General features: G+C 40.7%; 21 protein-coding genes and 1 pseudogene. 2 read left to right on the top strand and 20 right to left on the bottom strand.

The window, feature by feature from the left end; genetic code table 11:
• Positions 1 to 36: 36 nt before the first annotated feature.
• Positions 37 to 300: a 30S ribosomal protein S20 gene (gene rpsT / locus ACSAJE_RS02070; RefSeq protein ID WP_022026205.1), complete on the top strand. Its 264-nt coding sequence runs from the start codon at positions 37 to 39 to the stop codon at positions 298 to 300.
• 208 nt (positions 301 to 508) lie between these two features.
• Here rpsT and ACSAJE_RS02065 read toward each other — a convergent pair whose 3' ends face one another.
• The 6 genes from ACSAJE_RS02065 to ACSAJE_RS02040 all read right to left on the bottom strand — a co-directional run bounded on the left by ACSAJE_RS02065 (position 509) and on the right by ACSAJE_RS02040 (position 9905).
• Positions 509 to 4849 (bottom strand): InlB B-repeat-containing protein, encoded by a 4341-nt coding sequence (locus ACSAJE_RS02065; RefSeq protein ID WP_458009545.1) that lies wholly within the window; start codon positions 4847 to 4849, stop codon positions 509 to 511.
• Between the two features lie 155 nt (positions 4850 to 5004).
• The gene (locus ACSAJE_RS02060; RefSeq protein ID WP_118506361.1) at positions 5005 to 5715 is read right to left on the bottom strand and encodes a peptidoglycan recognition protein family protein; all 711 of its coding nucleotides are present in this window, start codon (positions 5713 to 5715) and stop codon (positions 5005 to 5007) included.
• 14 nt (positions 5716 to 5729) lie between these two features.
• On the bottom strand, positions 5730 to 7187 hold the full coding sequence (gene guaB / locus ACSAJE_RS02055) for an IMP dehydrogenase (protein ID WP_458009544.1): 1458 nt from the start codon (positions 7185 to 7187) through the stop codon (positions 5730 to 5732).
• A 72-nt stretch (positions 7188 to 7259) separates the two neighbouring features.
• Positions 7260 to 7760 (bottom strand): hypothetical protein, encoded by a 501-nt coding sequence (locus tag ACSAJE_RS02050; protein ID WP_118690169.1) that lies wholly within the window; start codon positions 7758 to 7760, stop codon positions 7260 to 7262.
• A 218-nt stretch (positions 7761 to 7978) separates the two neighbouring features.
• Complete coding sequence (groL, locus tag ACSAJE_RS02045; protein WP_458009543.1) at positions 7979 to 9604, bottom strand: chaperonin GroEL; 1626 nt, start codon at positions 9602 to 9604, stop codon at positions 7979 to 7981.
• Positions 9605 to 9617: 13 nt separating this feature from the next.
• Positions 9618 to 9905 carry a co-chaperone GroES gene (locus ACSAJE_RS02040; RefSeq protein ID WP_022026210.1) on the bottom strand — a complete coding sequence of 96 codons (288 nt, stop codon included), beginning with the start codon at positions 9903 to 9905 and terminating at the stop codon, positions 9618 to 9620.
• 296 nt (positions 9906 to 10201) lie between these two features.
• On the opposite strand from ACSAJE_RS02040, the gene ACSAJE_RS02035 reads away from it, so the two are divergent.
• Positions 10202 to 10921: a DUF6062 family protein gene (locus tag ACSAJE_RS02035; protein WP_022026211.1), complete on the top strand. Its 720-nt coding sequence runs from the start codon at positions 10202 to 10204 to the stop codon at positions 10919 to 10921.
• Positions 10922 to 11110: 189 nt separating this feature from the next.
• Here ACSAJE_RS02035 and ACSAJE_RS02030 read toward each other — a convergent pair whose 3' ends face one another.
• From ACSAJE_RS02030 to ACSAJE_RS01965, 14 genes and pseudogenes are all read right to left on the bottom strand, one after another.
• Complete coding sequence (locus ACSAJE_RS02030; protein ID WP_118690168.1) at positions 11111 to 11974, bottom strand: DUF2225 domain-containing protein; 864 nt, start codon at positions 11972 to 11974, stop codon at positions 11111 to 11113.
• Positions 11975 to 11989: 15 nt separating this feature from the next.
• Complete coding sequence (locus tag ACSAJE_RS02025; RefSeq protein WP_022026213.1) at positions 11990 to 13687, bottom strand: glutamine--tRNA ligase/YqeY domain fusion protein; 1698 nt, start codon at positions 13685 to 13687, stop codon at positions 11990 to 11992.
• A gap of 270 nt (positions 13688 to 13957) precedes the next feature.
• Positions 13958 to 14629: a cell wall hydrolase gene (locus tag ACSAJE_RS02020; RefSeq protein ID WP_118690166.1), complete on the bottom strand. Its 672-nt coding sequence runs from the start codon at positions 14627 to 14629 to the stop codon at positions 13958 to 13960.
• Positions 14630 to 14764: 135 nt separating this feature from the next.
• Positions 14765 to 15550: a phosphoribosylformimino-5-aminoimidazole carboxamide ribotide isomerase gene (gene hisA, locus ACSAJE_RS02015; RefSeq protein WP_458009542.1), complete on the bottom strand. Its 786-nt coding sequence runs from the start codon at positions 15548 to 15550 to the stop codon at positions 14765 to 14767.
• A 78-nt stretch (positions 15551 to 15628) separates the two neighbouring features.
• Positions 15629 to 16246, bottom strand: a complete 618-nt coding sequence (locus ACSAJE_RS02010; protein WP_118690165.1) for a hypothetical protein — start codon at positions 16244 to 16246, stop codon at positions 15629 to 15631.
• A 29-nt stretch (positions 16247 to 16275) separates the two neighbouring features.
• Complete coding sequence (locus tag ACSAJE_RS02005; protein ID WP_118690164.1) at positions 16276 to 16977, bottom strand: DUF6115 domain-containing protein; 702 nt, start codon at positions 16975 to 16977, stop codon at positions 16276 to 16278.
• A 22-nt stretch (positions 16978 to 16999) separates the two neighbouring features.
• Complete coding sequence (locus tag ACSAJE_RS02000; RefSeq protein WP_022026218.1) at positions 17000 to 17299, bottom strand: hypothetical protein; 300 nt, start codon at positions 17297 to 17299, stop codon at positions 17000 to 17002.
• Between the two features lie 92 nt (positions 17300 to 17391).
• Positions 17392 to 19002 carry a FapA family protein gene (locus ACSAJE_RS01995; RefSeq protein WP_458009541.1) on the bottom strand — a complete coding sequence of 537 codons (1611 nt, stop codon included), beginning with the start codon at positions 19000 to 19002 and terminating at the stop codon, positions 17392 to 17394.
• 145 nt (positions 19003 to 19147) lie between these two features.
• Positions 19148 to 19921, bottom strand: a pseudogene (locus tag ACSAJE_RS01990) (FliA/WhiG family RNA polymerase sigma factor).
• 53 nt (positions 19922 to 19974) lie between these two features.
• A complete protein-coding gene (locus ACSAJE_RS01985; RefSeq protein WP_118690161.1) occupies positions 19975 to 20277 on the bottom strand; it encodes a hypothetical protein in 303 nt (100 codons plus the stop codon).
• A gap of 16 nt (positions 20278 to 20293) precedes the next feature.
• Positions 20294 to 20779, bottom strand: a complete 486-nt coding sequence (locus ACSAJE_RS01980) for a chemotaxis protein CheD (protein WP_118506352.1) — start codon at positions 20777 to 20779, stop codon at positions 20294 to 20296.
• Between the two features lie 45 nt (positions 20780 to 20824).
• A complete protein-coding gene (locus ACSAJE_RS01975) occupies positions 20825 to 21439 on the bottom strand; it encodes a chemotaxis protein CheC (RefSeq protein ID WP_118506351.1) in 615 nt (204 codons plus the stop codon).
• 31 nt (positions 21440 to 21470) lie between these two features.
• A complete protein-coding gene (locus ACSAJE_RS01970; protein ID WP_118690160.1) occupies positions 21471 to 21950 on the bottom strand; it encodes a chemotaxis protein CheW in 480 nt (159 codons plus the stop codon).
• A gap of 13 nt (positions 21951 to 21963) precedes the next feature.
• The gene (locus ACSAJE_RS01965; protein ID WP_458009540.1) at positions 21964 to 24078 is read right to left on the bottom strand and encodes a chemotaxis protein CheW; all 2115 of its coding nucleotides are present in this window, start codon (positions 24076 to 24078) and stop codon (positions 21964 to 21966) included.
• Position 24079: the final 1 nt, after the last annotated feature.

Here is a 24079-nt window from a genome sequence, read left to right as displayed (position 1 = left end):
AACACAAAGATTTCACGATTGGGAGGTGTAAAAGAAATGGCTAACATTAAATCAGCAAAGAAGAGAATATTAGTTGAGCGCAGAAATGCTGAGCGTAACAAAGCAATCCGCTCCAAAGTTAAGACTGCTATCAAAAAGGTAGATGCTGCAATCGCTGCTAACGATAAGGCTGCAGCAACAACAGCTTTAACGGCTGCAATTTCTGAGATTAATAAAGCTGCAAGCAAAGGTGTTTATCATCAGAAGAATGCTTCCAGAAAAATCTCTCGCTTAACAATTGCAGTAAATAAAATTGCATAATTCTTTTTAGAAATATTACGGAGAAAAACCATCAATGGTGTGGATGGTTTTTCTCCGTTTTTCGTTGCAGTTTTCTTACTACTATTTTTTCGTTCCTATTTTCTCACTATACTACTCCATGTATCAAGAACGATCCAGCTTATCAAACTTAAATTTTAGTCTGCAACACTTTTAATCCTTAAAACCGAATCTTACTTTTTGCCTTTGATCACAAGACTCGAATCTTACTCTTCATGCCCGCTTTCCGCAATAAACGACAATATTTTTTCTGTTTTCCTTTCACCGCTTTAACAATAATCTTTCCGGATTGGCCAGATGAAAAGGCTTTTGTTCCAACTGTGCGTAATTTTTTACCGGAAATCACCAGTTTCTTTAACTTTTTATTTCCATAAAAAGATTTTGTACCGATCTTCGTCACCGATCTGCCCAATGAGGCAAATTTTAGCTTTCGGTTATATGCAAATGCTTTATTTCCGATAGCTGTAACATGTTTACCAATGATCACTTTTTGAAGATTATTGTGTTTATAAAAAGCTTTGGAAGAGACTTTCACAACACGGTACTTCACACGATTCTTTGTGACACTAGCCGGAATACGCAACACCGATATAGATTTATCTGCTCCGGTAACCGTTACTGTCTTCTTCTTCACCGATAAAACCCGATACGTGATCTTACGTACGGTAAAGGTATCATTTTGTGCCTTTCCTAACTTCTTATCCGACCCTTGAAGAGGATTCTGAATAATTGTTTTATTCGGTGTCTGAGGCAGATTCGATGCTGAATTGTTTGGAACATTACTTGGCATTGGTGCAGCAGATACAGATGGGTCTAACGGTGTATCACTTGATGACGGATCGTCTGTTGTCGAAGGATCCATCGGCTCTACACTTGGTGACGGAATCTCAGAAGCTGATGGAAGTGTTGGCGTTGGAAAAACTGTCCGTTCACGTAAATATAGACAAAATGTTTTGTCTCCGTACATAGAACCGATTATACGGCGGATTATTCTATGTGTCTCATCTCCCTTTTCGTACCATCCGACAAACTCATAACGATCCGGTATATCTAATTGCACTGCTGTCGGCAGCAGAACTGTCCCGCCATATGTATAACATGGCGTCAACTCTTCCAATGCAATAACATCATCGTAATCTCCAAAATCATATGTGATCGTATAACTCTTTTTATTGGTGGTCCATTTTCCATACAACGTCATATTTTCAGATACAGAAATTCGTTCTCCTGCATCACAGAATCTCGCATCCAGTTCTTTTGATGTATACCAGCCATCAAAGCAATATCCTTTTTCTTCCGGAGTGAACGCTTCTGTTTCTTTGCCGTGAGTTACAAATTGTTCTTCAATCTGACCATCTAACCAATAACATATACTATGTTGAGGAACTAGTGTCATATCATCCATCACAGAAAAAGGGAGATCTCCAGAATAATTCATACCGTTTTCACTGGAATATCTGGCAACATTTCCTACACCTTCCAGTTCTGTAGGAAGAGTGATCTCCTCTTCATAAATACACTCTTTCTCATAATATGGTTTCTCAGTTTCAGACATAACAATAACACGATATGTTTTTCTTTGGAGATGAATGGTCACCTCTGTGGAACCATCCCGTCGGATTGTTGTATTAAGAGCATTACTATCAACCACCTTAAATCCATGAAATACTTTCTCCAGTGAATCCATTTCATAAAAGTCAAACAAAGCCTGTCTGACCGAACAATTAGTCTCTCCCCGCAGATGAAGCACTTCTTCGATTTCTTTGTCGCCTGCAACATTTGTTTTACATACCCGAATCCGAAACGGTGTATCGGTTGCTGTTTTCCACACTCCATATAACGTATGATCTCCTTCTGTATCAAATACATTCTTAAGGTCATCTCCGGTATGATAACGTTTGCCACTTCCATCACGCTTCATACTCCAACCCGCGAACGTATAACCTGCCAACTTATATTTATTGTCTGGAATCAAGCATTCACTTTCATATTGGTAAAAAATGGGATTCATCGTTCCGCTTACTGCATCTTCTTCCTCCTCAAAATTGGCATCGAATATAATATTACCTTGTACCGGTCTCCAAACAGCATACATTCGGATCACCTCATCTTTAACCCGATAAAGGCTTTCTAATCGATCTCCCGCCTGGTAACAGCCTGCATCTTCTCTATCCATAAATTTCCAGCCAACAAACTGATACCCTTTCTTGTCACTGGTACATTCCGGCATATCCAATTCTTCATCATATGCATATTCTTTTTCTATAACAACTTCATTGGAATGATCGTCCAACATATACTTAACCTTATAACTATCCGGTTTCCATACCGCATACAAAATCTGATCATGATTTGGTATATGATACGTTTCTCCTGCCTTGATGTATATTTGTGTACTACCGCGATCTGCTGTCCATCCTAAAAATTCGCAACGCTCTTTCTTCGGTGTTTCCTTAGGAATTGTGATCGTCTCTTCATATTTCCCTTTCAATTCCCTGTATTCTGCCGGCAGGCTTCCACCTTCCAAATGAAACTGTAGTGAATAGGAATTACGACGATAATATACGGACAGCACAAGACTTCCGTCTCCTTTAATACGTCCGGATAATGTCGACGATGTCGCATCAATATAGTATCCGGGATATAATTGCTCTACATTCTCAACAGAAATCTCTTTACCGGTATAACCATGAAAAGCATACGAAGCTGCTTTTTCAAAAAGTCCATCGAGTTTTTCTTTGTAATATTCAACATGATACTCTACAACATCTGCTTTCCAGATTGCATACAATGTTGCATCTTCAGAAAATGAAAACGCAGACTGTCCCTGCACCGCATTGGGATCTGTAGACCATCCTGCGAATTGATATCCCATGCGATTTGGCATCTTTTGCACGGTATAAGCAGCTTCGCCCCAATGTGCATACCATTGTTTTGTCCCGGAACAATCCAAAAGATTTAAAAATGATGCTCCATTTTGAAACAGTACAGAACCATCTTCTTTGTCTGACCACCCCTCAAAAGGACATGCAATAGATATCTCATCGTCTCCAAATACAGCATCTTCTGCTTGCAGATCAAAACGAACTTTAATATTCCGTTTGAAAGAATTCAACGGCAACGTATAAGTCAAACCATACCGGCATCCCTGCATCGGTTCCATTTCTCCTTCTGTCGCTCCATTACCATCAAATAACACATCATACGTGATCGGACTAAAATACCGATAGACCGTCGTTCCCTTTGTCAAAACACGATCTGAGGTATCCGAACGATATACATATCCCAAATAATACGCTCCTTCTTCGGTATTATCGCCCACCAGTTCTCCTCCGGAGATAAATTTCTGATAAGGACACTGTATCTGATGCGAACCTAAAACAACATCTTTTGCTGCCGTTGATTTTACAACATCTACAACTGTCACTGCATAATCGGCATAATCAAAAAAACGATAAACAATTGTCTGTGCCGCACCGACTGACTGTCTCGTTGCACCAATATAACGTACACCTTCGTAATATGTATCCGGTAACGGCACACTTCCTCTGGACGCACCGTCTGCTGTCGTGGCATATTCCTGCATCCATTCTGTTCTCCCAAGCTCAATGCCCTTACTATCCCGTATCTTATCAATACATATCACGGAATACTTATTTTTTGTCAACGTGTATCTGGCATAGAGTGTCTTATTCATAGGCAGCAAAGAACCCTCTTCGTATTTTGTTCCCCCCTGCTTTTGGTCATACCAGCCTTCCAGATCCATCGTATATCCTGTTGGTGCACACAGTTTTGGCAGTTTATACAAATAATAATGAGAACCATCAAAATATGCTGTACCAACCTGCTCAACGCTGCAACTGCCCGTATTGATAGCAATATTCTTTTGAGAAACATCAATAGTTTGTGCCGGATAGATCGTGTATTCATAAGATGTGCCTGTTGCTACATGTTCGCATACAGAAATCGCCTCTCCATTCCCTCGAAGAGCATGCAGCAGAGAATCCTTCTGTTTTACTAACTGCTCTTGTGTTTGAAAAGAATACTGCGTCGTCCTTGAAGTTTCTGTACCTCGTACGATTTTACGTGTAACAACCGAATACTCTTCCGGCAATTTCTTAGACATATAATTACGCATCATACCCGTAATAATACCAAAACGTGGAGAGGTATACCCCAATATATTAATCGAAGAATAAGAATGCATCATCGAACCAAACTGTCCCTGCTCTCCGTCCACTTCTGTTCCAATATACTTCCACGTACCATCTGCAGTTTTGTTCCAAGTATCTGCAGCATAGGTAATGACATCATAACCAAGCGATTGCTTTAATCGCACTTTCACACCAACAACCGATACAGATGGATCAACGGATTGTTCCAATTCATTTTGATACGATCCTATCTTGTCCTGACCGTAAATGACATTCTTTTCCAATGTGCTTTGTGCAGATGCCGCTTTCTGCTCAACCGTAAGCAGTCCGGTCAGGCAAAAAAACATTATAACCATTATTTTCGCTGTTCTGGTCATTTTCCCTCCATTCCAAACAGCTTACATACGTATTTTTATATCCCATATTATTAATAATTATATCGTATAACCAAAAAAAATCTATTGATAAATATTACAAAAAAACAGAGAATAACGTGTGATTATTCTCTGTTTTATACAATATCATTCATATGTTACTTCTCGGTTTCCTTTTTTGAATACCGCGAAAGTTCTATAGAAATATTCTTTTTAAGGGTGGTCCATGCATCTTTATGTTTCACATAATATTTCGGGCACATCTTTCCTGTCACATCATAATGCCTGATAATATCAGACGTATCCATCCCATAGTTTCCGCATAGCCAGGCACACAACTGGATCAAAGCGGTCTGTGTAGCCGCAGAAAACTTGCCGGATTTATTTGGATGACAACATTCAATAGAAACCGTATCTTTATTGCGATCATTTGATGCATAAGAAATCTCATCCAGCGGAATACACTGTACGATCGTCCCATCCAAACCAATGATAAAGTGACTGCTCACTTTATATTTTGTCTGATCCGGCTTGTCCTTTCGACTTTCGAAATAATTACGGTTTGCCATCGCATCAGTACCGGGATTCGCTGTATAATGAACAACGATTCCATTGACTTTTTTTAGCTTAGTCTGTGGTCTGGAATTTTTATTAGGAGTAAGAAGCGCAGGACGTATTTCCGGCTTGGTAACCTTGACAAACAACGCCTGTCTTTCTTTCTCTTCCTGCTTTCTCCATTGCTCTGCCCGAATCGACTGGTAGGCCGTCAAACTGCCTGTAAGCAGTAACAACACAACTAATGTGACAGCACTGATCAGCGCAATCTGACGCTTCATTTGTAATTTTTGCCTTGCAGTCCATTTCTTCATCGGTCATTCACTTCTTAATTTCCTTCAATGCTATAGTTTGGTGCTTCCTTTGTAATGTGAATGTCATGTGGATGACTCTCTTTCAAAGAAGCAGCGGAAATCTTAACAAACTGAGATGTTTCCTGCAATGTAGGAATATCCTGTGCTCCACAGTAACCCATACCGGACCGGATACCACCGATCAACTGGAATACGGTGTCCTCCACAGTTCCTTTGTATGCCACACGTCCTTCTACACCTTCTGGAACAAGCTTCTTAGCATCTGTCTGGAAATAGCGGTCTTTACTACCATTCTCCATTGCTGCAATAGATCCCATTCCACGATAAACTTTATATTTACGTCCTTGGAACAGCTCGAATGTTCCAGGGCTTTCGTCACATCCTGCAAAGATACTTCCCATCATGCAGACACTCGCTCCGGCTGCCAAGGCCTTTGTCATATCTCCGGAATACTTGATACCGCCATCTGCAATGATCGGCACATCATACTTTTTAGCTGCCTCATAAGCATTCATGATCGCTGTCATCTGTGGTACACCAATACCTGCTACAATACGTGTTGTACAAATAGATCCCGGTCCTATTCCAATCTTAACACAGTCAGCACCGGCTTTGATCAAAGCTTCTGTTCCCTCAGCCGTTGCCACATTACCGGCAATGATCTGAAGATCCGGATAAGCTTCACGGATCATCTTGACACAACGAAGCACGTTTGCACTATGTCCATGTGCAGAATCCAACACGATACAGTCAACATGCTTTTCTACCAAAGCAGCTACACGATCTAATACGTTTGCTGTAATACCAACTGCAGCACCACAAAGAAGACGTCCCTGAGAGTCTTTGGCTGCCAACGGATATTTGATCTGCTTCTCTATATCCTTGATCGTGATAAGTCCTGTCAGATTGCCCTCTTTATCTACCAATGGAAGCTTTTCTTTGCGGGAAGCTCCCAGGATCTTCTTAGCTTCCTCTAACGTAATTCCCTGCTCTGCAGTGATCAAACCTTCTGAAGTCATAACTTCACTGATCTTCTTCGTATAATCTGTCTCGAACTTAAGATCGCGGTTTGTAATAATACCAACTAATTTCTTACCCTCTGTGATCGGCACACCGGAAATACGAAATTTTGCCATTAAACGGTTAGCATCTTCCAATGTATGCTCTGGAGATAAATAAAATGGATCTGTGATAACACCATTCTCCGAACGTTTTACTTTGTCTACCTCATCAGCCTGTGCCTCAATAGACATATTCTTGTGAATAATTCCAATACCACCCTGTCTTGCCATCGCAATTGCCATGCGATACTCTGTTACCGTATCCATTCCCGCACTCATCATAGGAATGTTCAACTGAATCTTCTTGGTCAAATTTGTCTTCAATGATACCTGATTCGGAATTACCTCCGAATACTGTGGAACTAATAATACGTCGTCAAAGGTTACGCCATCACCGATTATCGTACCCATTTTTGTTTTCCTCCTTATGCATGTTTATTCTTTAAAATATTTTGAAAAGTATACGCCATTCCATTACGTTTGTCAACTCTGGATTTTACTTCTTGCTTTTGCTTTCATATTGTTCAAAAGTGTTTCATCCGGCGTGAAACGTACCCGTACACTGTTTCCATCATCTCCACGGTATACCGCTATATAATGCCTGTCCTTGTCAAATCCGGAAGAGCAGTCCTTTAACGGGATCTGCTGATACGAATCTAAAGCATGTGACTGTTCCGGTGCCACAATATCAACCTTTTCTAAATCAATCTTCTGTATATTGACACGCTGCTCACCACCATATATTGCATCAAAATCAATCTGTCCGTCTACAAACACATACTCATACGCAGTCTGTTTCTTAGGCAGGAGTACGATCATTACCGCATCAATTACTACAACAAAAAAAAGAAGCAGCGCACTATGCAACACCAATAGATCAACAATAGGCAAAATGATACATATTGCAATCATCAGGTTACGCTTCTGTCTGCGTTCCTTCGGCATCATGGCCTCTAAATAGGTCTCTGAATATAATGGTTCCATATCTCAATCTCCATTCTACGTTCGGTACAATAATATTGTAACAAATTTACATTATTTTCTCAAGAGTGTCCCTTGAAAAAATAATATACCCCTGATTTCTCTGTATATTGAAAAAATAACTGCTCTTTTGCAATCCTTTGGGATCTGCAAAAGAGCAGCCTATTCAGAACATAAATTATGCTCTATATACTACAACGATATACTTTGAAGGATCCGGATTACATCATACCCATTCCGCCTGCTCCTCCTGCCGGCATTGCTGGAACATCCTCTTTGATCGTTGATACTACAGATTCTGTTGTAAGAAGGGTAGATGCAACACTTGTTGCGTTCTGTAATGCACTTCTTGTAACTTTAGCAGGATCTACGATACCAGCCTTAACCATGTCAACATACTCTTCTGTCAATGCGTTGAAACCAACACCTTCGTCAGATTCACGTACTTTGTTGATAATAACAGCACCTTCCAAACCTGCATTGTATGCAATTGTTGTAAGCGGAGCTTCCAGTGCTTTCAAGATAATGTTGGCACCGGTCTTTTCATCTCCTTCCAAGTTAGCTGCCATAGCTGCAACCTTCTTAGATGCATGAATGTATGCAGATCCACCACCGGAAATGATACCTTCTTCAACAGCTGCTTTTGTTGCTGCTAAAGCATCTTCCATACGAAGCTTTGCTTCCTGCATCTCTGTTTCTGTAGCTGCACCAACACGAACAACTGCAACACCGCCGGCAAGTTTTGCAAGTCTCTCCTGCAATTTCTCACGGTCAAAATCAGATGTTGTCTCCTCAATCTGTGCACGGATCTGAGATACTCTTGCCTCAATCGCTGCCTTATCGCCTTCACCATCAACGATAACAGTATTCTCTTTCTGAACTTTTACAGATTTTGCACGACCGCACTGTGCTAATGTGGTATCTTTTAATTCCAATCCAACTTCCTCGGAAATCACAGTACCACCTGTCAAAATAGCAATATCCTCAAGCATTGCTTTTCTGCGGTCACCATAACCAGGAGCCTTAACTGCAACAACATTTAATGTACCACGCAGACGGTTCAGAACTAAGGTTGTCAATGCCTCGCCCTCTACATCCTCTGCAATGATCAATAATTTGGCACCAGCCTGCATAGACTCTTCCAAAAGTGGCAAGATTTCCTGAATATTGGAGATCTTCTTATCTGTGATCAAAATATATGGATTATCAAGATTTGCTTCCATCTTATCCATATCTGTTGCCATATATGCTGAAACATAACCACGATCAAATTGCATACCTTCTACGAGGTCAAGTTCTGTCTTCATGGTCTTAGACTCTTCGATTGTAATAACTCCATCGTTAGAAACCTTTTCCATTGCATCTGCAACCATCTCTCCAACAGAATCATCTCCTGCAGAAATTGCTGCAACTCTTGCAATCTGATCTTTACCGGTTACTTTAGAACTCATCTGTGCGATCGCATCTACTGCACAATCACAAGCCTGCTTCATTCCTTTACGAAGAATGATCGGATTAGCACCTGCTGCTAAGTTCTTCATTCCTTCGTTGATCATTGCCTGTGCAAGTACGGTAGCTGTTGTAGTACCATCTCCGGCAACATCATTTGTCTTAGTAGCAACCTCTTTTACAAGCTGTGCTCCCATATTTTCAAAACCATCTTCTAACTCAATATCTTTTGCGATCGTAACACCATCGTTTGTGATCAATGGAGTCCCAAAAGATTTGTCTAGAACAACGTTTCTTCCTTTTGGTCCCAATGTAACTTTAACAGTATCTGCTAATTTATTTACGCCCGCTTCCAATGCGGCTCTGGCATCTGCACCAAATTTAATCTCTTTTGCCATTTTAGATTCCTCCTTAATCAACTACTTTTGCTACAATATCATTCTGACGAACTACAATAAACTCTTCGCCGTCTAATTTTACTTCTGTGCCGGCGTACTTGGAATAAATTACTTTATCACCAACTGCAACCTGCATCTCAACCTCTTTACCATCTACAATTCCGCCAGGTCCAACTGCAATGATCTCCGCCTGCTGTGGTTTCTCCTGTGCGTTACCCGGTAATACAATTCCTGATTTTGTTGTCTCCTCTGCTTCGAGCTGCTTTAATACGACTCTGTCTCCTAAAGGTGCTAACTTCATTCTAAAAACCTCCTTTTTAATTTCCTGTTACTAGCACTCACTATATTCGAGTGCTAACCATATGCATAATATATTTCATTTTCTTTGGATATGCAATATAGAGCGTTTCTGTATTTTTGTCTATTTTCATATTATTCTTTTATTTTCTTTCTTATTCTCTTATTTTCTCACTTTTTGTATTTTCTTACTTTCCCTTTTCTTTTTCCCGCAATTCCTGTAAAATATAAGAAAAAGAAAATAACGCCGTACGATCAGACACAGTAAAAGAGCGCAGCGTTAGGAATGGAGGAAAATACTTGAAAGAACAATTGTTTACGATTCCTGTCGGAGATGCATTCCGCACCGACTGCGAATGCCCGGTCTGTAAATTATATGAAGATCTTGAAAAAGAATCCATTGAGTTTGTCATGGGACCAAGCTATATGGAAGATGATGTACGTATGGAAACCAATGAAACTGGATTTTGCAGCCACCATATTCAAAAAATGTACGGATATCAGAATCGTCTGGGGCTCGCTTTAATGCTTCATACTCATATGAAACGCACAAATGATCGCATTGAAACATTACTAAAATCACAAACATCTCCTAAAAAAGGATTATTTGGAAAAAAAGAAACCGATCCTCTGACAGAGTATTTAGAAACGCTGGAAAATTCCTGCTATGTCTGTAACCGTATGCATCGAATCTTTGATCGTTATCTTGACACTGTACTCTACTGTTATGATAAAGATTCAGATTTTCGGGCAGTTTTTCAACAGGGAAAGGGTGTTTGTACCAAGCACTATGCAGATCTGCGCACTGCAGCCTGCACCAAATGGTCCGGTAGGAAATTAGATACTTTTTTGGATGATCTCAACCGCCTATACTTGGATAATATGAAGCGTGTGACAGATGATCTGGAGTGGTTTACCGATAAATTTGATTATCGAAACGAAAATGCACCATGGAAAAATTCTAAAGATGCACTACCAAGAAGTATTATAAAAACAAATCATACCATTATTGCAGAATAATCTGCTTTATTTCAAGCAGACAGATAACATTGCATATCATTTGCGACATATACGCATAAAAAAGCAAAGCCAGCGCTTTGAGGTGACCCCTCTGCGCTACGAGCATTTTCCTATACCCTAAAAAAAGGACATCACAGTTTTTCCGTGATGTCCTCATTTTTTTATGTAACATTGCGAATATGAAACAATTTAATGTTTTACTTTGGATAAGCGTTCCACATCCTTTTCAACCATATCTTTAAGATCTCTCGCCTTGTTCTTAATGCGCTCATTCGCGCCGCGGCTTGTAAGTACACTGGAAATCCACCGTTTTGATTCGTCAAAATGTCCAATTCTACGACAAAGATCTGCAATCAAATACATCATCGTGATCTCATCCATGCCGCACATTGGAAACGTTTCCTTGCTGTATGCAGATTTAAATCCTTCACAAGCATTTTTGAGCAATTCTAGCTCCTGCTTTTTTAATTCTATGATCTGTGTCTGATAGTCTTTAATATCTTTTGGAAGATTTTCTGCTTTGCCACGGTAAAGCCATGCCATTTTCAGACAAGTGTATGCTTTTTCGCTTGTCTTAGCCTTTTTGACAACAGCATTTGCAAGTGCAAGCTGATGTCTCATAATTGCGTCATCGTAAGAATATGTACTTGCCGATGTGTCGATTCCCTTAAAATTAGCCGTGATGTTTTCACGAATCATCTTAGCCTGTGCAGGAAGCATAAACTTAAAGAATCTGCTTAATGCAGCATAGCCACAGTGTGGACACACTAATGCATCATATTTTAACGAATCAACCATCTGATATTTTGGTCGCAGATCACTGTCCGCCGACAATAACTTTACCTTACCGGTACGCACCATTTTTGAATGAAATTCCTCATCACATACCGGACATGTAAATGATTTATCAAACAATAAATCTTCTTCTTGAATCTGTGGCTTTTGATCCTGTTTCGGATGTTCGACTGCATCTCTTTTCTTTTCTTCTTCGAAAACATCCATTTTTTCCAGCTTACCTAAGCCAAATTTTTCCAAACCTGAAAATAACCCCATGTCGCTTTTGCCTCCTTATTTTGGACGATATGAACTCTTTAACGATACAATGCGGTTAAAAACGAGATGATCCTCCGTAGAATCTTTGGAATCTACACAGAAATATCCCTGACGCACAAACTGAAAACTATCCATAGGTTTTGCTTCTGCTAACGCTGGCTCCACATAGCAATTTTCAAGTATTGTCAACGAGTTTGGATTAACATTTATGGTTCCATCCTCATTGTACACGCCCTTTTCCTCATCGACAATATTTTCGTATAAACGAACTTCTGCCCTCTCGGCTGTCTCGGCACATACCCATTGAATGGTTCCTTTTACCTTTCTTCCCGTAAAACCGCTTCCGCTCTTAGTCTCCGGATCATACGTACAATGAATCTCTGTCACATTCCCGTCATCATCTGTAATATAATCGGTACAAGTTACAAAATATGCATTCATCAATCGAACTTCATTGCCCGGATACAAACGGAAATACTTTTTCGGCGGTTCGATCATAAAATCAGCACGATCAATATATAATTCGCGTCCAAATGGCACCTTACGGGTTCCCATTTCCTCATTTTCCTGATTGTTTGCAACGTCCAGATATTCAATCTCATTTTCCGGATAATTTGTAATAACAAGCTTGACCGGATCAAGAACCGCCATCATACGCGGACGTTTCATCTTGAGATCCTCCCGGATACAATACTCAAGCATGGCATAATCAGAGGAGCTCTGTGCTTTTGATACACCAGACAGCTCCATAAAATTACGGATAGATTCCGGTGTAAAACCACGGCGGCGCAGCGCAGCGATCGACACGAGACGTGGATCATCCCATCCATCTACAATACCATCTTCTACTAACTTCTTAATGTAACGCTTACCGGTTACAACATTCGTCAAATATAATTTTGCAAACTCAATCTGCTTTGGTGGGTTCTCAAACTCCAATTCACGAACTACCCAGTCATACAACGGTCTATGATCTTCAAATTCCAACGTGCAGATCGAATGTGTAACACCCTCGATCGCATCTTCGATCGGATGTGCGAAATCATACATCGGATAAATACACCACTTGTCTCCGGCATTATGATGATGCATTCTTGCCACACGATAAATAACCGGATCACGCATATTCATGTTCGGAGAGGACATATCAATCTTGGCACGAAGTACACATGATCCATCCTCAAACTCACCATTGCGCATGCGTTCAAACAGATCCAAATTCTCTTCAATAGAACGATCTCGATATGGGCTATTCTTTCCGGCCTCTTTGAGTGTACCACGATATTCACGCATCTGCTCAGCATTAAGATCACACACAAATGCTTTTCCCTTTTTGATCAGCTTTACTGCGCATTCATACATCTGATCAAAATAGTCGGATGCAAAAAAGACCATTTCCTTATCCAGATCACCACAGATCCAGCGAACATCTTCCATGATCGACTCAACAAATTCTGCTTTCTCTTTCATCGGATTGGTGTCGTCAAAACGAAGATGAAAATCTCCGCCATATTCCTTTGCCAGACCCGAATTCAAAATAATAGATTTCGCATGTCCAATATGCAGATAACCATTTGGCTCCGGTGGAAAACGCGTCACAATTTTGCTATAGACGCCGTCTTCTAAATCCTTATCAATTATATTTTCAATAAAATTACGGGAAACAACTGTTTCCTTTTCATGATCATCCTTGATATCCTCTGGGTTACTCACTTTTATCCATTCCTCCTTAATTATCATATGACCACCGCTTATCTAACCATTCGCTAACACAGCCATATTATCATTGCCTACTATCATATCACATTCTTTCCAAGAAGTAAAATAATATCTACCTCCGACTTATCTTCAGCTTATGTAATCTTCCTCTGTGCGCTGATCGCATTCTCGCAGAGTATTTTTTAGATTATAAGAATCGAAAAGTTTCCTCTAAAAATTAAAAAGGACAGTGTATTGCATCATACGCTGTCCTAATCCATCTTCTTATTTGAATCGATGTCCACCCAAGCGGAATTTTGCATTTGGAAGTCCAACACTAAAGAAACGAACCCCTTTCATGCTACGTGTCTTACCTTTGATCTTGACGATCGTCTGACCATTCAAAGCTGTTTTCGCTGCCTTAATACATGATTTCCACTGTCTGGAACGAATCTTTCCGGCATCATACTGTGCTAATTTTTTGCGAAGCATACCATTACGTACCGGTGAAAACTGTCCACGCTGATAGATCACTTTACGAATGGTATTTGGAAACTGCTTAGATCTTACGCGGTTCATTACAACTATACCAACAGCAACCTGTCCCTGATAGCTTTCGCCGCCTGCTTCACAGTTAATAATACTTGCCATAAGTCTCAAGTCTGATTTCTTGTACTTAGCTCGTTTTTTCTTAACTTTTGATTTTTTGGTCTTCTTAGACTTAGCGATTGTTTTCTTTACCTGCTTTGTTCTTGCTGGTGTCTTCGTAACAACAGGCTGCTTTGTTGCAACCGGAGCACTGGACACGACCGGCACACTCATTGTCTCTGTATTATTCTCTGTTGTATTTTCTGAAACAGTCACTGCACTGTCAGCAGAAACGGTTGTCTGTTGTACGAGCCCGAAGCTGAACAACATTCCAATCATCAGTACAAACATTGCAAATTTCTTAAACATAAATAATCCCCATTCCGCCACTTATAAAGCAGCAAATTTTGTTGCGAAATTAATACAATTTCTTAACATTTATGTAACAATTATATCATGTTTTCTGAAAAATGCAAGTCGTTTTACAAATTTGTTACAAAATTGTTACATTGCACCCGTAAATTCACCGGATACAATGCTTTTATAGGCGATCGATCCTCCAAACAGATCCAATGCGCTACCGATAGTATAATCCACCGTTTCATTCGCAGCTTTTGCAATATACTGTAAATCCTGCGGACTGTGTATACCACCTGCATACGTCATTGGACACCCTTGAAATTGGCCCATTCGCTGGATCACCTGCTTTTCAATTCCTGAAGTTTTCCCTTCAACATCAACAGCATGCACTAGAAATTCATCACAATATTCCGACAGCATTTCTAATGTTTCGACAGAAAAATGCTGTTTTGTAACCTTCTGCCAACGATCTGTCACAATATAATAGTCATCTTGAACAAACCGGCAGCTAAGATCCAACACCAAATGTTCTCGTCCTACCAGGGATACTAATTGTTTCAGATGATCCCAATCGATCCTGCCATCCCGAAACACAAAAGACGTAACGATCACATGACTTGCCTGCATATCCAAAAAGGACTCCGCATTTTGTAAGTTCACACCACCGCCAATCTGCAGCCCCCTCGGAAACGCTGTCAATGCTTCTTTTGCCTGTGCCAGATCTGCTTCATAATATTCACTATCCGCTTTATTTAATAAAATAATGTGTCCCCCTGTCAGTCCATCTTCACGATACATATTGGCGTAAAAGGCAGCATCGTATTCAGACACAAAGTTATCCTCTGCCAGATTTCCACGGTCACTCAATGTCCCGCCGACAATCTGCTTAACCGATCCATTGTGAATATCTATACACGGTCTAAATTTCATATTGATCCTACCTTCCTGTTATCCAATAGCATTTATATAATACATGAGAACACATCTTATCTTCTGTCTGCTGCAAATTTATTTAGTAATCTTCTTTGCAATATCCCGATATGTGTCATCCGGCGAGATAGAAAACGATCCCACCGTGATATTTTGACTGTATCCATTACGATTCATGTAATTATCAAACGATTCGGCATCATCAATAATTCCAAGCCGCTCTAGTTTTTTGCTAACAGTCTGTGACATATCACCCGATACGATCTTTAACTTTTTAGCAGAACTTTTGACTTCTTTCTCCATCTTCTTTTTCTCATTCTGCATAGTTTTATCATTGTCAATAGATTTCTTAGTTGAAGCTTTCTTGGTTTGCGTGTCATTTCCTGAATCTCCCAATGGTTCCGGCGTTGGCACTTTGGATGGATCTTCACTAGCGGCCGGCTCTATGCTCTGCACCGGCTTTTGCGTTGCAGCAGCGTCCGTCTGTTCCGGCTCTTTCGTTGCTTTCTGCTCCTGATCTTTGGATTTTAACGCCAATGCGTTGCTATCAGAGGTTTCATAGACCATACCAAGTTTCTTTGCGCGAGCTACCACCTGCGCATCCGATGTTCTGATCAAACACGAAATGCCCAAAATAACTGCCGCGAAAAGGACACCGGATCCAAAACCTCTCCAAAATGTTTTTTTATGTTTCATCTGTTTTTCCTCCATGATCGCTCTCAATGCTATGCGTACATATCTAATACAAATTTGACCTCGCCCTGTCCCATTTCTAACATTTTAGAAATCTCTAAGATGGAATATCCCTTGTCATGAAGTGCGAGTATCTCCTCATTATGATTAACTTTTTTCTCTTCTTCCTGCATAGAAAATTCTTCGTCAAAAGCCTGTCTCTCTTTGTCACTCAGCTTTTGCAGATCATAATCTTCCTCTGAAAGATCACTATCAGACTGTTCGTTACCGGTCTTTTTTGCATCTTTTCCACTTACCACTACCGGATCCACAATGTCCTTCACATTTTGATAAGACTTTGCAAGTTCATCCTGAAACTGAACTTTCGAGGAATCTGCTTCGTGAATCAGTTTTTGAATCTCTGCCTGTTTCTCATTTAACATATCATACAAAAATACAACTTCTGCATGATTTTTCTCAATTTTATCAATCACTTGATCTGAATATTCGCTGATCCCCATAATCTTTTCGTTTGAGATCGTATTCATTTTTTCCGATGTATCCTCTAGTTTCTCTTCCTGTTTGCGTGTGATTTCTTCATTAAACTGCTCTATTTTATGACGGAGCTGCTCCATCTGATCCTGCCAATCAACAACACTTTTAATATCTGAACTCTCCGCACCATCCGTAATTTTTGTGCTATAAATAATAGCACCAAGTCCAATCACGATCATTACTATTTCCAAAAAAATCATTTTACTTTTTCTACCTTTCTTCTCAAATGCGCATGTCAAAATGCGGTTCTTTTTTCGTTTCTTTCTTGTTGTCGGACGAATTATTCTTTTGTTTGCCCGAATGCTTCTGTCTACGCTTACGCTCTTCATCATCATAACGATTCGGCTCATTTTCCGCCTTAGCCCTGCGTATCGTCTGCTCCGACTGATTCTTAACTGACTGTTGGAACTGCGCCGCCATCTCCTGCTGACCATGTTCGTAACGAATCTGTTCTGCATTTTGTATTTGTGATATTTCTTGTGATTTCGGTGGCATCGAAACATAATCAAGTGTTAATGACATAATGATCACTCATCCTTTCCAGCTGCAGGCAATAAGCTACAGGTATCCCTTTTCATTGTGTGTTGTTCACAAAAACAAACTTGACGGATAGATCAGATCGCACGTATGCGTATTTCTGCTCCATCGCGGACAAATGCGCTATGTTTAGTTTCATTATGGATGAAACTGGACACATTTGCAATGGTCATTTTCACACCAGGATATGCAACTTCAGATATAACAATACGTCCACCATTTTGTGTGGATTCAATTTCTTTCTCCAGCTCATCGTATTCCTCCGACATCTGCGCAATCAGTGGTCCAATCTCCTGAACACGCTTTGCCGATGATTTTAACAATGTTAATTTATCCTCATCGAGCTTGCCGTTAGATTTCAGGCGTTTTTTGAGAATATCAATATTTTGCAGCAGTGTATCACGTTCTGCAGAAATTTTTTCCATATCCCTTTCAATACATCGATAGCGCTCTAAAAGCGTGGGATCTATTCCAATCTCCAGTTCCGTCTGGGTCCCCATGGTAGATCCTGCTGTCTTCATCGTGATCTTGAATCCCGAATGGATCTTTCCGCCGACGATCAATCCACGCTTGCCATCGACAATAATTTCATCTGCAGCCTCCACATCACTGTGCATGATCGCATCGGTGATAATTCTTCCACTTGCATGTACCTTGGAACTTTCAATAAAATTAGAAATGATATCTCCCCCGGCCCTCATAACGCCTTTTTCCATGCCTTGCATTCCACGCTTTATAACAATTTTACCACCACTGATTAAAGTTGCTCCCTCAACCGCACCATTTACCGTAATATCTCCGGCTGCTTTTACCGTGTAACCGGTCAACACATTACCCCTCACCTCAACGCTGCCATCATAATCAATATCTCCGGTGGATGTCCCGACATCTGCCGGAACTTCATAGATATTGGAAACAAACACGGTATCATTCACCAGTGTAACATTTCCGGCACAATCCGCATACATTTCCAACTGATCTTCTGATAAGTGTATGTTTTTACCATGCTTGAGTACAACTGGCGTTAATTTTGCAGGTTGTATCACATTTCCGCGAACGTCCGTTCCCGGAATCGGTGCTGTTTCCGGCGTCAACGTTGCAAGAAGCTGTCCCTTTTCAACACGCTCGATCATATCCAGCCTATGAAAATCTACCGAACCATCTTCCTTCATCGTTGGAGTGTTCGTTTTCTGTACATCAAAATGATATGTGATACTAGCGCGCTTTCCCTGCACCGGAAGCACTGCTTTTGCGATCAATACATCCGTACAGTATAGTTCTGCCTTAAGAAGCAATGTAAGGTTTTGCATTAAAATGCCGTGATGCACATCATTCTGTGCAAGCAGAGATAACACATTTTCTTCGGTCAGACGTGATCCTTTGTCAGAGGACGGATACAATCGGATCTTTGCCAGATAACTATGCGGATCTATTGTAATACGTACCATTTCATTCTCTGGCAACGCCTCAGAATTGTCCGATACTTTCAAAAGTGTCTGACCTATAACTGAACGCTGCACAAAGTCCTGAACTTCCACCGAAGAGACATTTTCTGCGTATTTTTTCTGATCTAAATACCAGGTCACGTCGTCTACAGAAAGCTCTTTTCCACCTTCTTGTGATGCAAAACTCTGCAAAAAAATGCCATCTGCTTTGTGTATTAGTCGAAAATATGCATTTCTTTTCATATTCACACTCCTTCCTCAGCCCACGACGTTCTGTGTTTTGGCATTGTACCACAAAAACAGATTCAAGTACCATTAATACATCGTCTTTATTGCTGCAATGAAAAACGAGGGCTACAAATGGATGAATCCGATCTGTACTCCTCGTCTATATGTTTCCTATTCCAAACAGATCTATTTGGTCTCCCAAGCGTTCTTTCATCTTTTTTAAGGCTTTAGTATGTAATTGTGAGACTCTGGATTCCGAAACCTCCAACACATTACTGATCTCCTTGAGCGTAAGCTCTTCAAAATAATACAGCGCAATTACTTTCTGCTCTTTTTCCGTCAGTTTATCAATCGCTTCTGCAAGAATACGCTTTGTTTCCTGTCGATCTACAACCTGTTCCGGCTGGTCAAACCTCGGGCGTCCACTAGGTTCTGTATGAACATCACTCCCCTGCTCTAAATACTCATCCAAAGAAATCAAGCTGGATAAGTTAGCCTGCGAGATCATCTGTTCTACTTCTTCTACTGTAACCTCTAAATATTCCGCCAGTTCCTCACTGTTAGGTGTTCATCCTAGCTCTCGCTCCAGCTCCTGCATGGCTGTCTCTATCTTTTTTTGTTTTTGACGGATCGTACGCGGGATCCAATCCATCTTTCGGATCTGATCAATAATTGCACCACGTATTCGAAGGCTGGCATACGTCTCGAATTTTACACCTTTGGACAGTTCAAACTTGTCGATCGCATCGATCAGACCAAAGATACCATATCCCACCAAATCATCATACTCTACGGTATAACCCAAATACATTCCCAGTCTTCCGGCAACAATCTTGACCAAACCGGCATATTCCAAAATTAGTTTTTCGCGAATCTTGCTGCTCTTTGTACGGGCATATTCTTCCCAAAGGGCAATCCTTTTTTTCTCGTCCATCGAGTAACTCCATCCCTCCTGCAACTAACCATCATTCCCGTTTATAAAATATTTTATGGTTCTTCCTGGTCAGAATCAGTCTGTTCCCCTGTTTGTTTCTGCTCATCCTGTTGTTCTTGCTGCTCTTTTTCCTGCTCTCGCAATTCTTCATCACGTTTGCTTCGGATAAAGCGATTACTCTGCTCCACTTTCAAAATAATTTTTTGTGCAATGATCCCAATAATATAAAAGACGATCAATGTCGCTAACAGCACTTCCAGGCTGTAAGTCACATCCATCTGTTTCACAATAGCTACAATACACACTACTGCACCTGCCAGTAATGTGATCACTTTTGGAATAAATTCTGCCTTCACCAAAAAGTCTCCTTCCCTAGATCGTCTGTACCGGTTTTCCAACAGATTTAATTACAAAATCACCGTTAGCCGGATAAAACTCAACTGTTCTTCCGTAATTCAAGCCGGTATCCTCTGCCAGGATCTTAATATTTAATTGTGCTAACTTTTGTTTAACTGCTTCAACGTTCCGCTGTCCAACACGCAGCATATCATTATCTGACTTAAATGCAAACATCTGCGCGCCTCCTGCAATTTTAGCTGTTAGACGATTAACAGCAGCCCCTCTCTCTTTCATGCGTTCGATCAGCAATTCAATGCCGGTATCTGCAAATTTCGCCTTATTTTCATTTTGACGTACTTTACTGCTGTCCGGAAGCATAATATGTACAAGCCCGGCAATCCGCATCTGTGCATCGTACAAAGCCACACCAACACAAGACCCCAGTCCCAGCGTTGTCAACGCATCCGGAGCTATACATATATTTAAGTCAGCCATTCCAACTTTTATCATTTCTCCCATAGTGGCAACCATACCTTTCCAACAATCTTACTCTGCTGATCTCTATCAACTAATCCCTAATGCCCGCATGATAGAATCATAAGAATCCAGCGTTGGAATCATAATAAAATAACCACTAATATCTACATCCATGTCTCGAAATCGTGACTCGATCAAAAGTGCCTGATCACCTAATTTTCCAAACTCTATGGCGGGCACACTCAAAATTGCCCCCGCCATATCGACAGATAAATACGGAACCGACGGAGATATTGTTAAATTTGTCATTTTAGAAATCGCCGATAAGTAAGCACCGGTAATAATATTACCAAGTTCCATCAACGCTGACATTTCCATTTCTGAAAAAGTATCATCCGCTTGCGGCTTCATGCCAAGCAATTGTTCCACCAAACGATGTGCATCTTCCGAACCAAGCATAAATAACATAGAACCTTCAATGTCTCCCTCTAAGGAAAGCATGATTCCCGCAACCAATGTTTCTTCGCCACCGATCACATTAGCTAATTGTTGGAATGTCAACATTTTTACTTGTGGAACATACATGTCAACTTTTGCATTGATCATTTGCGACAACGCAGTGACCGCATTGCCGGCACCAATGTTGCCAATTTCCGTAAGTACATCAAAATTCATATTATCTAAGCCCTCTGTGTTCGTCATATGCGCACCTCGATTCTGTCAGCCCCTTGGTTTATTTTTCTGCTGTGCCTACAATTACGCTAGACATATTTAATAAAGATATTAAATTATCACCATTTTTACCAATACCGCTCAAATACTGTGCTTTAGCATCGTTCATATCAATCGCAGTATTTTTCTCAATATCATTTTCACTCAGAGTCAAAACCTCTTTTACCTCATCCACAATTAAGCCTACAGCAGACTGCGGTTCTAACTTAATAATAATGATACGTGTCGCATTGGTATATTCGTCCGGTTTCAGGTCAAATTTCAACCGCAAGCTCATCACTGGAATGATCTCACCACGAAGGTTGATCACCCCCTTAAAATACTTCTGCGCCTTTGGTATACGTGTGATCCTTTGAGTTCGAACAATATTATCCACATAACTGATATCTATGCCATAATATTCATCATCCAATTTGATCACTATATACTGCTTGCTCTCTCCCACAACGTTTAAGTTCTGAATATCTGCTATCTCTTCCATGATGTACCTCCCCCTATACTAATGCATTTACTTCAAGAATCAATGCAATCTCTCCATTACCAAGAATGGTTGCACCACCTATCATTTTGCTGCAATTAATGTAATTACCGATTGACTTGATAACAATCTCCTGCTGACCGATCAAATTGTCAACGACAAGACCAGCCTGCTTATCGCCCTTGCGGACAATAACAACCGTCAGACTCTCTTCCTCGTTTTCTACCGGTTCAACATCTAAAAGATTATCAAGACGGATCAACGGAATAACATTTCCGCGCAAATTGATCACTTCTTTCGTCTGAACATGTTTGATATCCTCAAGCGGAATATCTTCAATCATTTCAATATTACCAAGCGGAATTGCATATTTTTCTGTGCCAAGCTCAACCATAAGAGCCTGAATGATCGCCAGTGTAAGTGGCAGACGGATAATAAAACTACTTCCCTCACCCAATGCACTCTTACATTCAATATTACCACCAAGACCTTCAATCTTTGTCTTAACGACATCAAGGCCAACACCTCGACCGGAAATATCTGTAATTTTTTCAGAGGTTGAAAAACTTGGACGGAACAATAAATCAACAATCTCTTTGTCAGACATCAACTCTGCCTGTTCGCTTGTGATCGTTCCTCTATCTAATGCTTTTTGTCGTACCTTATCTACATTTATGCCGGCACCATCATCGCGGACCTCAATAATAACATTATTGCCATCCTGATACGCATCGAGGAAAATGTTGCCAACTTCCGGTTTGCCAAGTGCAATTCTCTCTTCATTCGATTCCAAGCCATGATCTGCTGCATTGCGGATCAAATGCTGCAATGGATCTCCGATCTCATCAATAACGGTACGATCTAACTCTGTTTCCTCACCCGTCATATGAAGTTCCATCTTTTTGTCGAGCTTTTTGCTGAGATCTCGAACCATACGTGGAAAACGATTCAAAACACTTTCAATCGGCACCATACGTACCTTCATAACAGACTCATGCAGATTCGTTGTTACACTTTCTAAATATTCAATCTGCTCATTAAATCCATTATCGTTTCTATGTTCATTCGTTGCACTGCTGGAAACTAATCCATTCTTTGCAATGATCAACTCACTCACCAGATTCATCAAAACATCCAGTTTTTCAATATCCACACGCACCGTACGACCAATCGCCGGTTTTGCCTTAGAAGCTGCTGCTTTCTTTTCCGGTTTCTTCTGTGTCGCTGCTGCAGCCTGCGTTTTTGGTTTGTCCTCGGTTTTCGTCACTGGCTTTGATTCTTTTTCCTCGGTCTGCGCCGACTCCTCGTGTGCTGCTTCCTCAGCCCCTTCTAATTGTACCTTAAATGTTCCAACAACCGCTTCTTTGATCTCCGATACGTTTTCGATTGCTGCTTTTACTTTTTCGGCGGACTCTTTTGTAAAGTACACCAAACTGAAATCATAATCGAACTTTTCATCCTCAATATCCTGTACGTTCGGCTCGGCTTTCATAACCTCGCCAAGCTCTTCCAAACATTTGAATACCAAAAAAGCTCTCGCCGCTTTCAATATACAACTATCCTGCAAGTATACCGTAATTCCTAATATATTGAGATTTTCTTCTTTTGCTTTTTCAAATGTTGCTTTCTCATAATCACTAATACGAATGTTTTCGTATTTCGCTTTATTCCCATCACTTGCAGCCGACTTATCATCACTCGGTGCTGCTGTCGGTGTCGGGGCCGGCACCTCTCCGGTACCACCTTTGGCTTTATCCGCAATGGAATTTAAGGTGTTGATAATTTCTTCATTATCCTCCGTACCCTCATCGGCTGATTCCAAAATATTAGCCAAATAGCCTTCCAATGCGTCCAGTCCACGGAACAGTACATCAATCAATTCCGGCTGCACTTTCATGTTACCGCTTCTGATCTCCTGAAATACATTTTCCATATCATGCGTCAAACGCTGCATTCTCTTGTAGCCCATTGTTCCAGCCATTCCTTTCAAAGAATGCGCTGCACGGAAGATCTCGTTGATCGTTTCCATGTTATCCGGCTCCGTCTCCAAGATCATCAACTGATCGCTAAGCGTTTGCAAATGTTCTTTTGTTTCATCGATAAAAATTTCTAAATACTGGCTTACATCCATT

This window comes from Jutongia sp. SJQ-6, from assembly GCF_054161275.1.
This window is presented reverse-complemented; position numbering and strand designations above follow the sequence as displayed.

Bases quoted from the DNA above. Each gene is read 5' to 3' on its own strand.
- rpsT (WP_022026205.1), top strand. From the start codon at position 37: ATGGCTAACATTAAATCAGCAAAGAAGAGAATATTAGTTGAGCGCAGA.
- ACSAJE_RS02065 (WP_458009545.1), bottom strand. From the start codon at position 4,849: ATGACCAGAACAGCGAAAATAATGGTTATAATGTTTTTTTGCCTGACC.
- ACSAJE_RS02060 (WP_118506361.1), bottom strand. From the start codon at position 5,715: ATGAAGAAATGGACTGCAAGGCAAAAATTACAAATGAAGCGTCAGATT.
- guaB (WP_458009544.1), bottom strand. From the start codon at position 7,187: ATGGGTACGATAATCGGTGATGGCGTAACCTTTGACGACGTATTATTA.
- ACSAJE_RS02050 (WP_118690169.1), bottom strand. From the start codon at position 7,760: ATGGAACCATTATATTCAGAGACCTATTTAGAGGCCATGATGCCGAAG.
- groL (WP_458009543.1), bottom strand. From the start codon at position 9,604: ATGGCAAAAGAGATTAAATTTGGTGCAGATGCCAGAGCCGCATTGGAA.
- ACSAJE_RS02040 (WP_022026210.1), bottom strand. From the start codon at position 9,905: ATGAAGTTAGCACCTTTAGGAGACAGAGTCGTATTAAAGCAGCTCGAA.
- ACSAJE_RS02030 (WP_118690168.1), bottom strand. From the start codon at position 11,974: ATGGGGTTATTTTCAGGTTTGGAAAAATTTGGCTTAGGTAAGCTGGAA.
- ACSAJE_RS02020 (WP_118690166.1), bottom strand. From the start codon at position 14,629: ATGTTTAAGAAATTTGCAATGTTTGTACTGATGATTGGAATGTTGTTC.
- hisA (WP_458009542.1), bottom strand. From the start codon at position 15,550: ATGAAATTTAGACCGTGTATAGATATTCACAATGGATCGGTTAAGCAG.
- ACSAJE_RS02010 (WP_118690165.1), bottom strand. From the start codon at position 16,246: ATGAAACATAAAAAAACATTTTGGAGAGGTTTTGGATCCGGTGTCCTT.
- ACSAJE_RS02005 (WP_118690164.1), bottom strand. From the start codon at position 16,977: ATGATTTTTTTGGAAATAGTAATGATCGTGATTGGACTTGGTGCTATT.
- ACSAJE_RS02000 (WP_022026218.1), bottom strand. From the start codon at position 17,299: ATGTCATTAACACTTGATTATGTTTCGATGCCACCGAAATCACAAGAA.
- ACSAJE_RS01995 (WP_458009541.1), bottom strand. From the start codon at position 19,002: ATGAAAAGAAATGCATATTTTCGACTAATACACAAAGCAGATGGCATT.
- ACSAJE_RS01980 (WP_118506352.1), bottom strand. From the start codon at position 20,779: ATGGGAGAAATGATAAAAGTTGGAATGGCTGACTTAAATATATGTATA.
- ACSAJE_RS01975 (WP_118506351.1), bottom strand. From the start codon at position 21,439: ATGACGAACACAGAGGGCTTAGATAATATGAATTTTGATGTACTTACG.
- ACSAJE_RS01970 (WP_118690160.1), bottom strand. From the start codon at position 21,950: ATGGAAGAGATAGCAGATATTCAGAACTTAAACGTTGTGGGAGAGAGC.
- ACSAJE_RS01965 (WP_458009540.1), bottom strand. From the start codon at position 24,078: ATGGATGTAAGCCAGTATTTAGAAATTTTTATCGATGAAACAAAAGAA.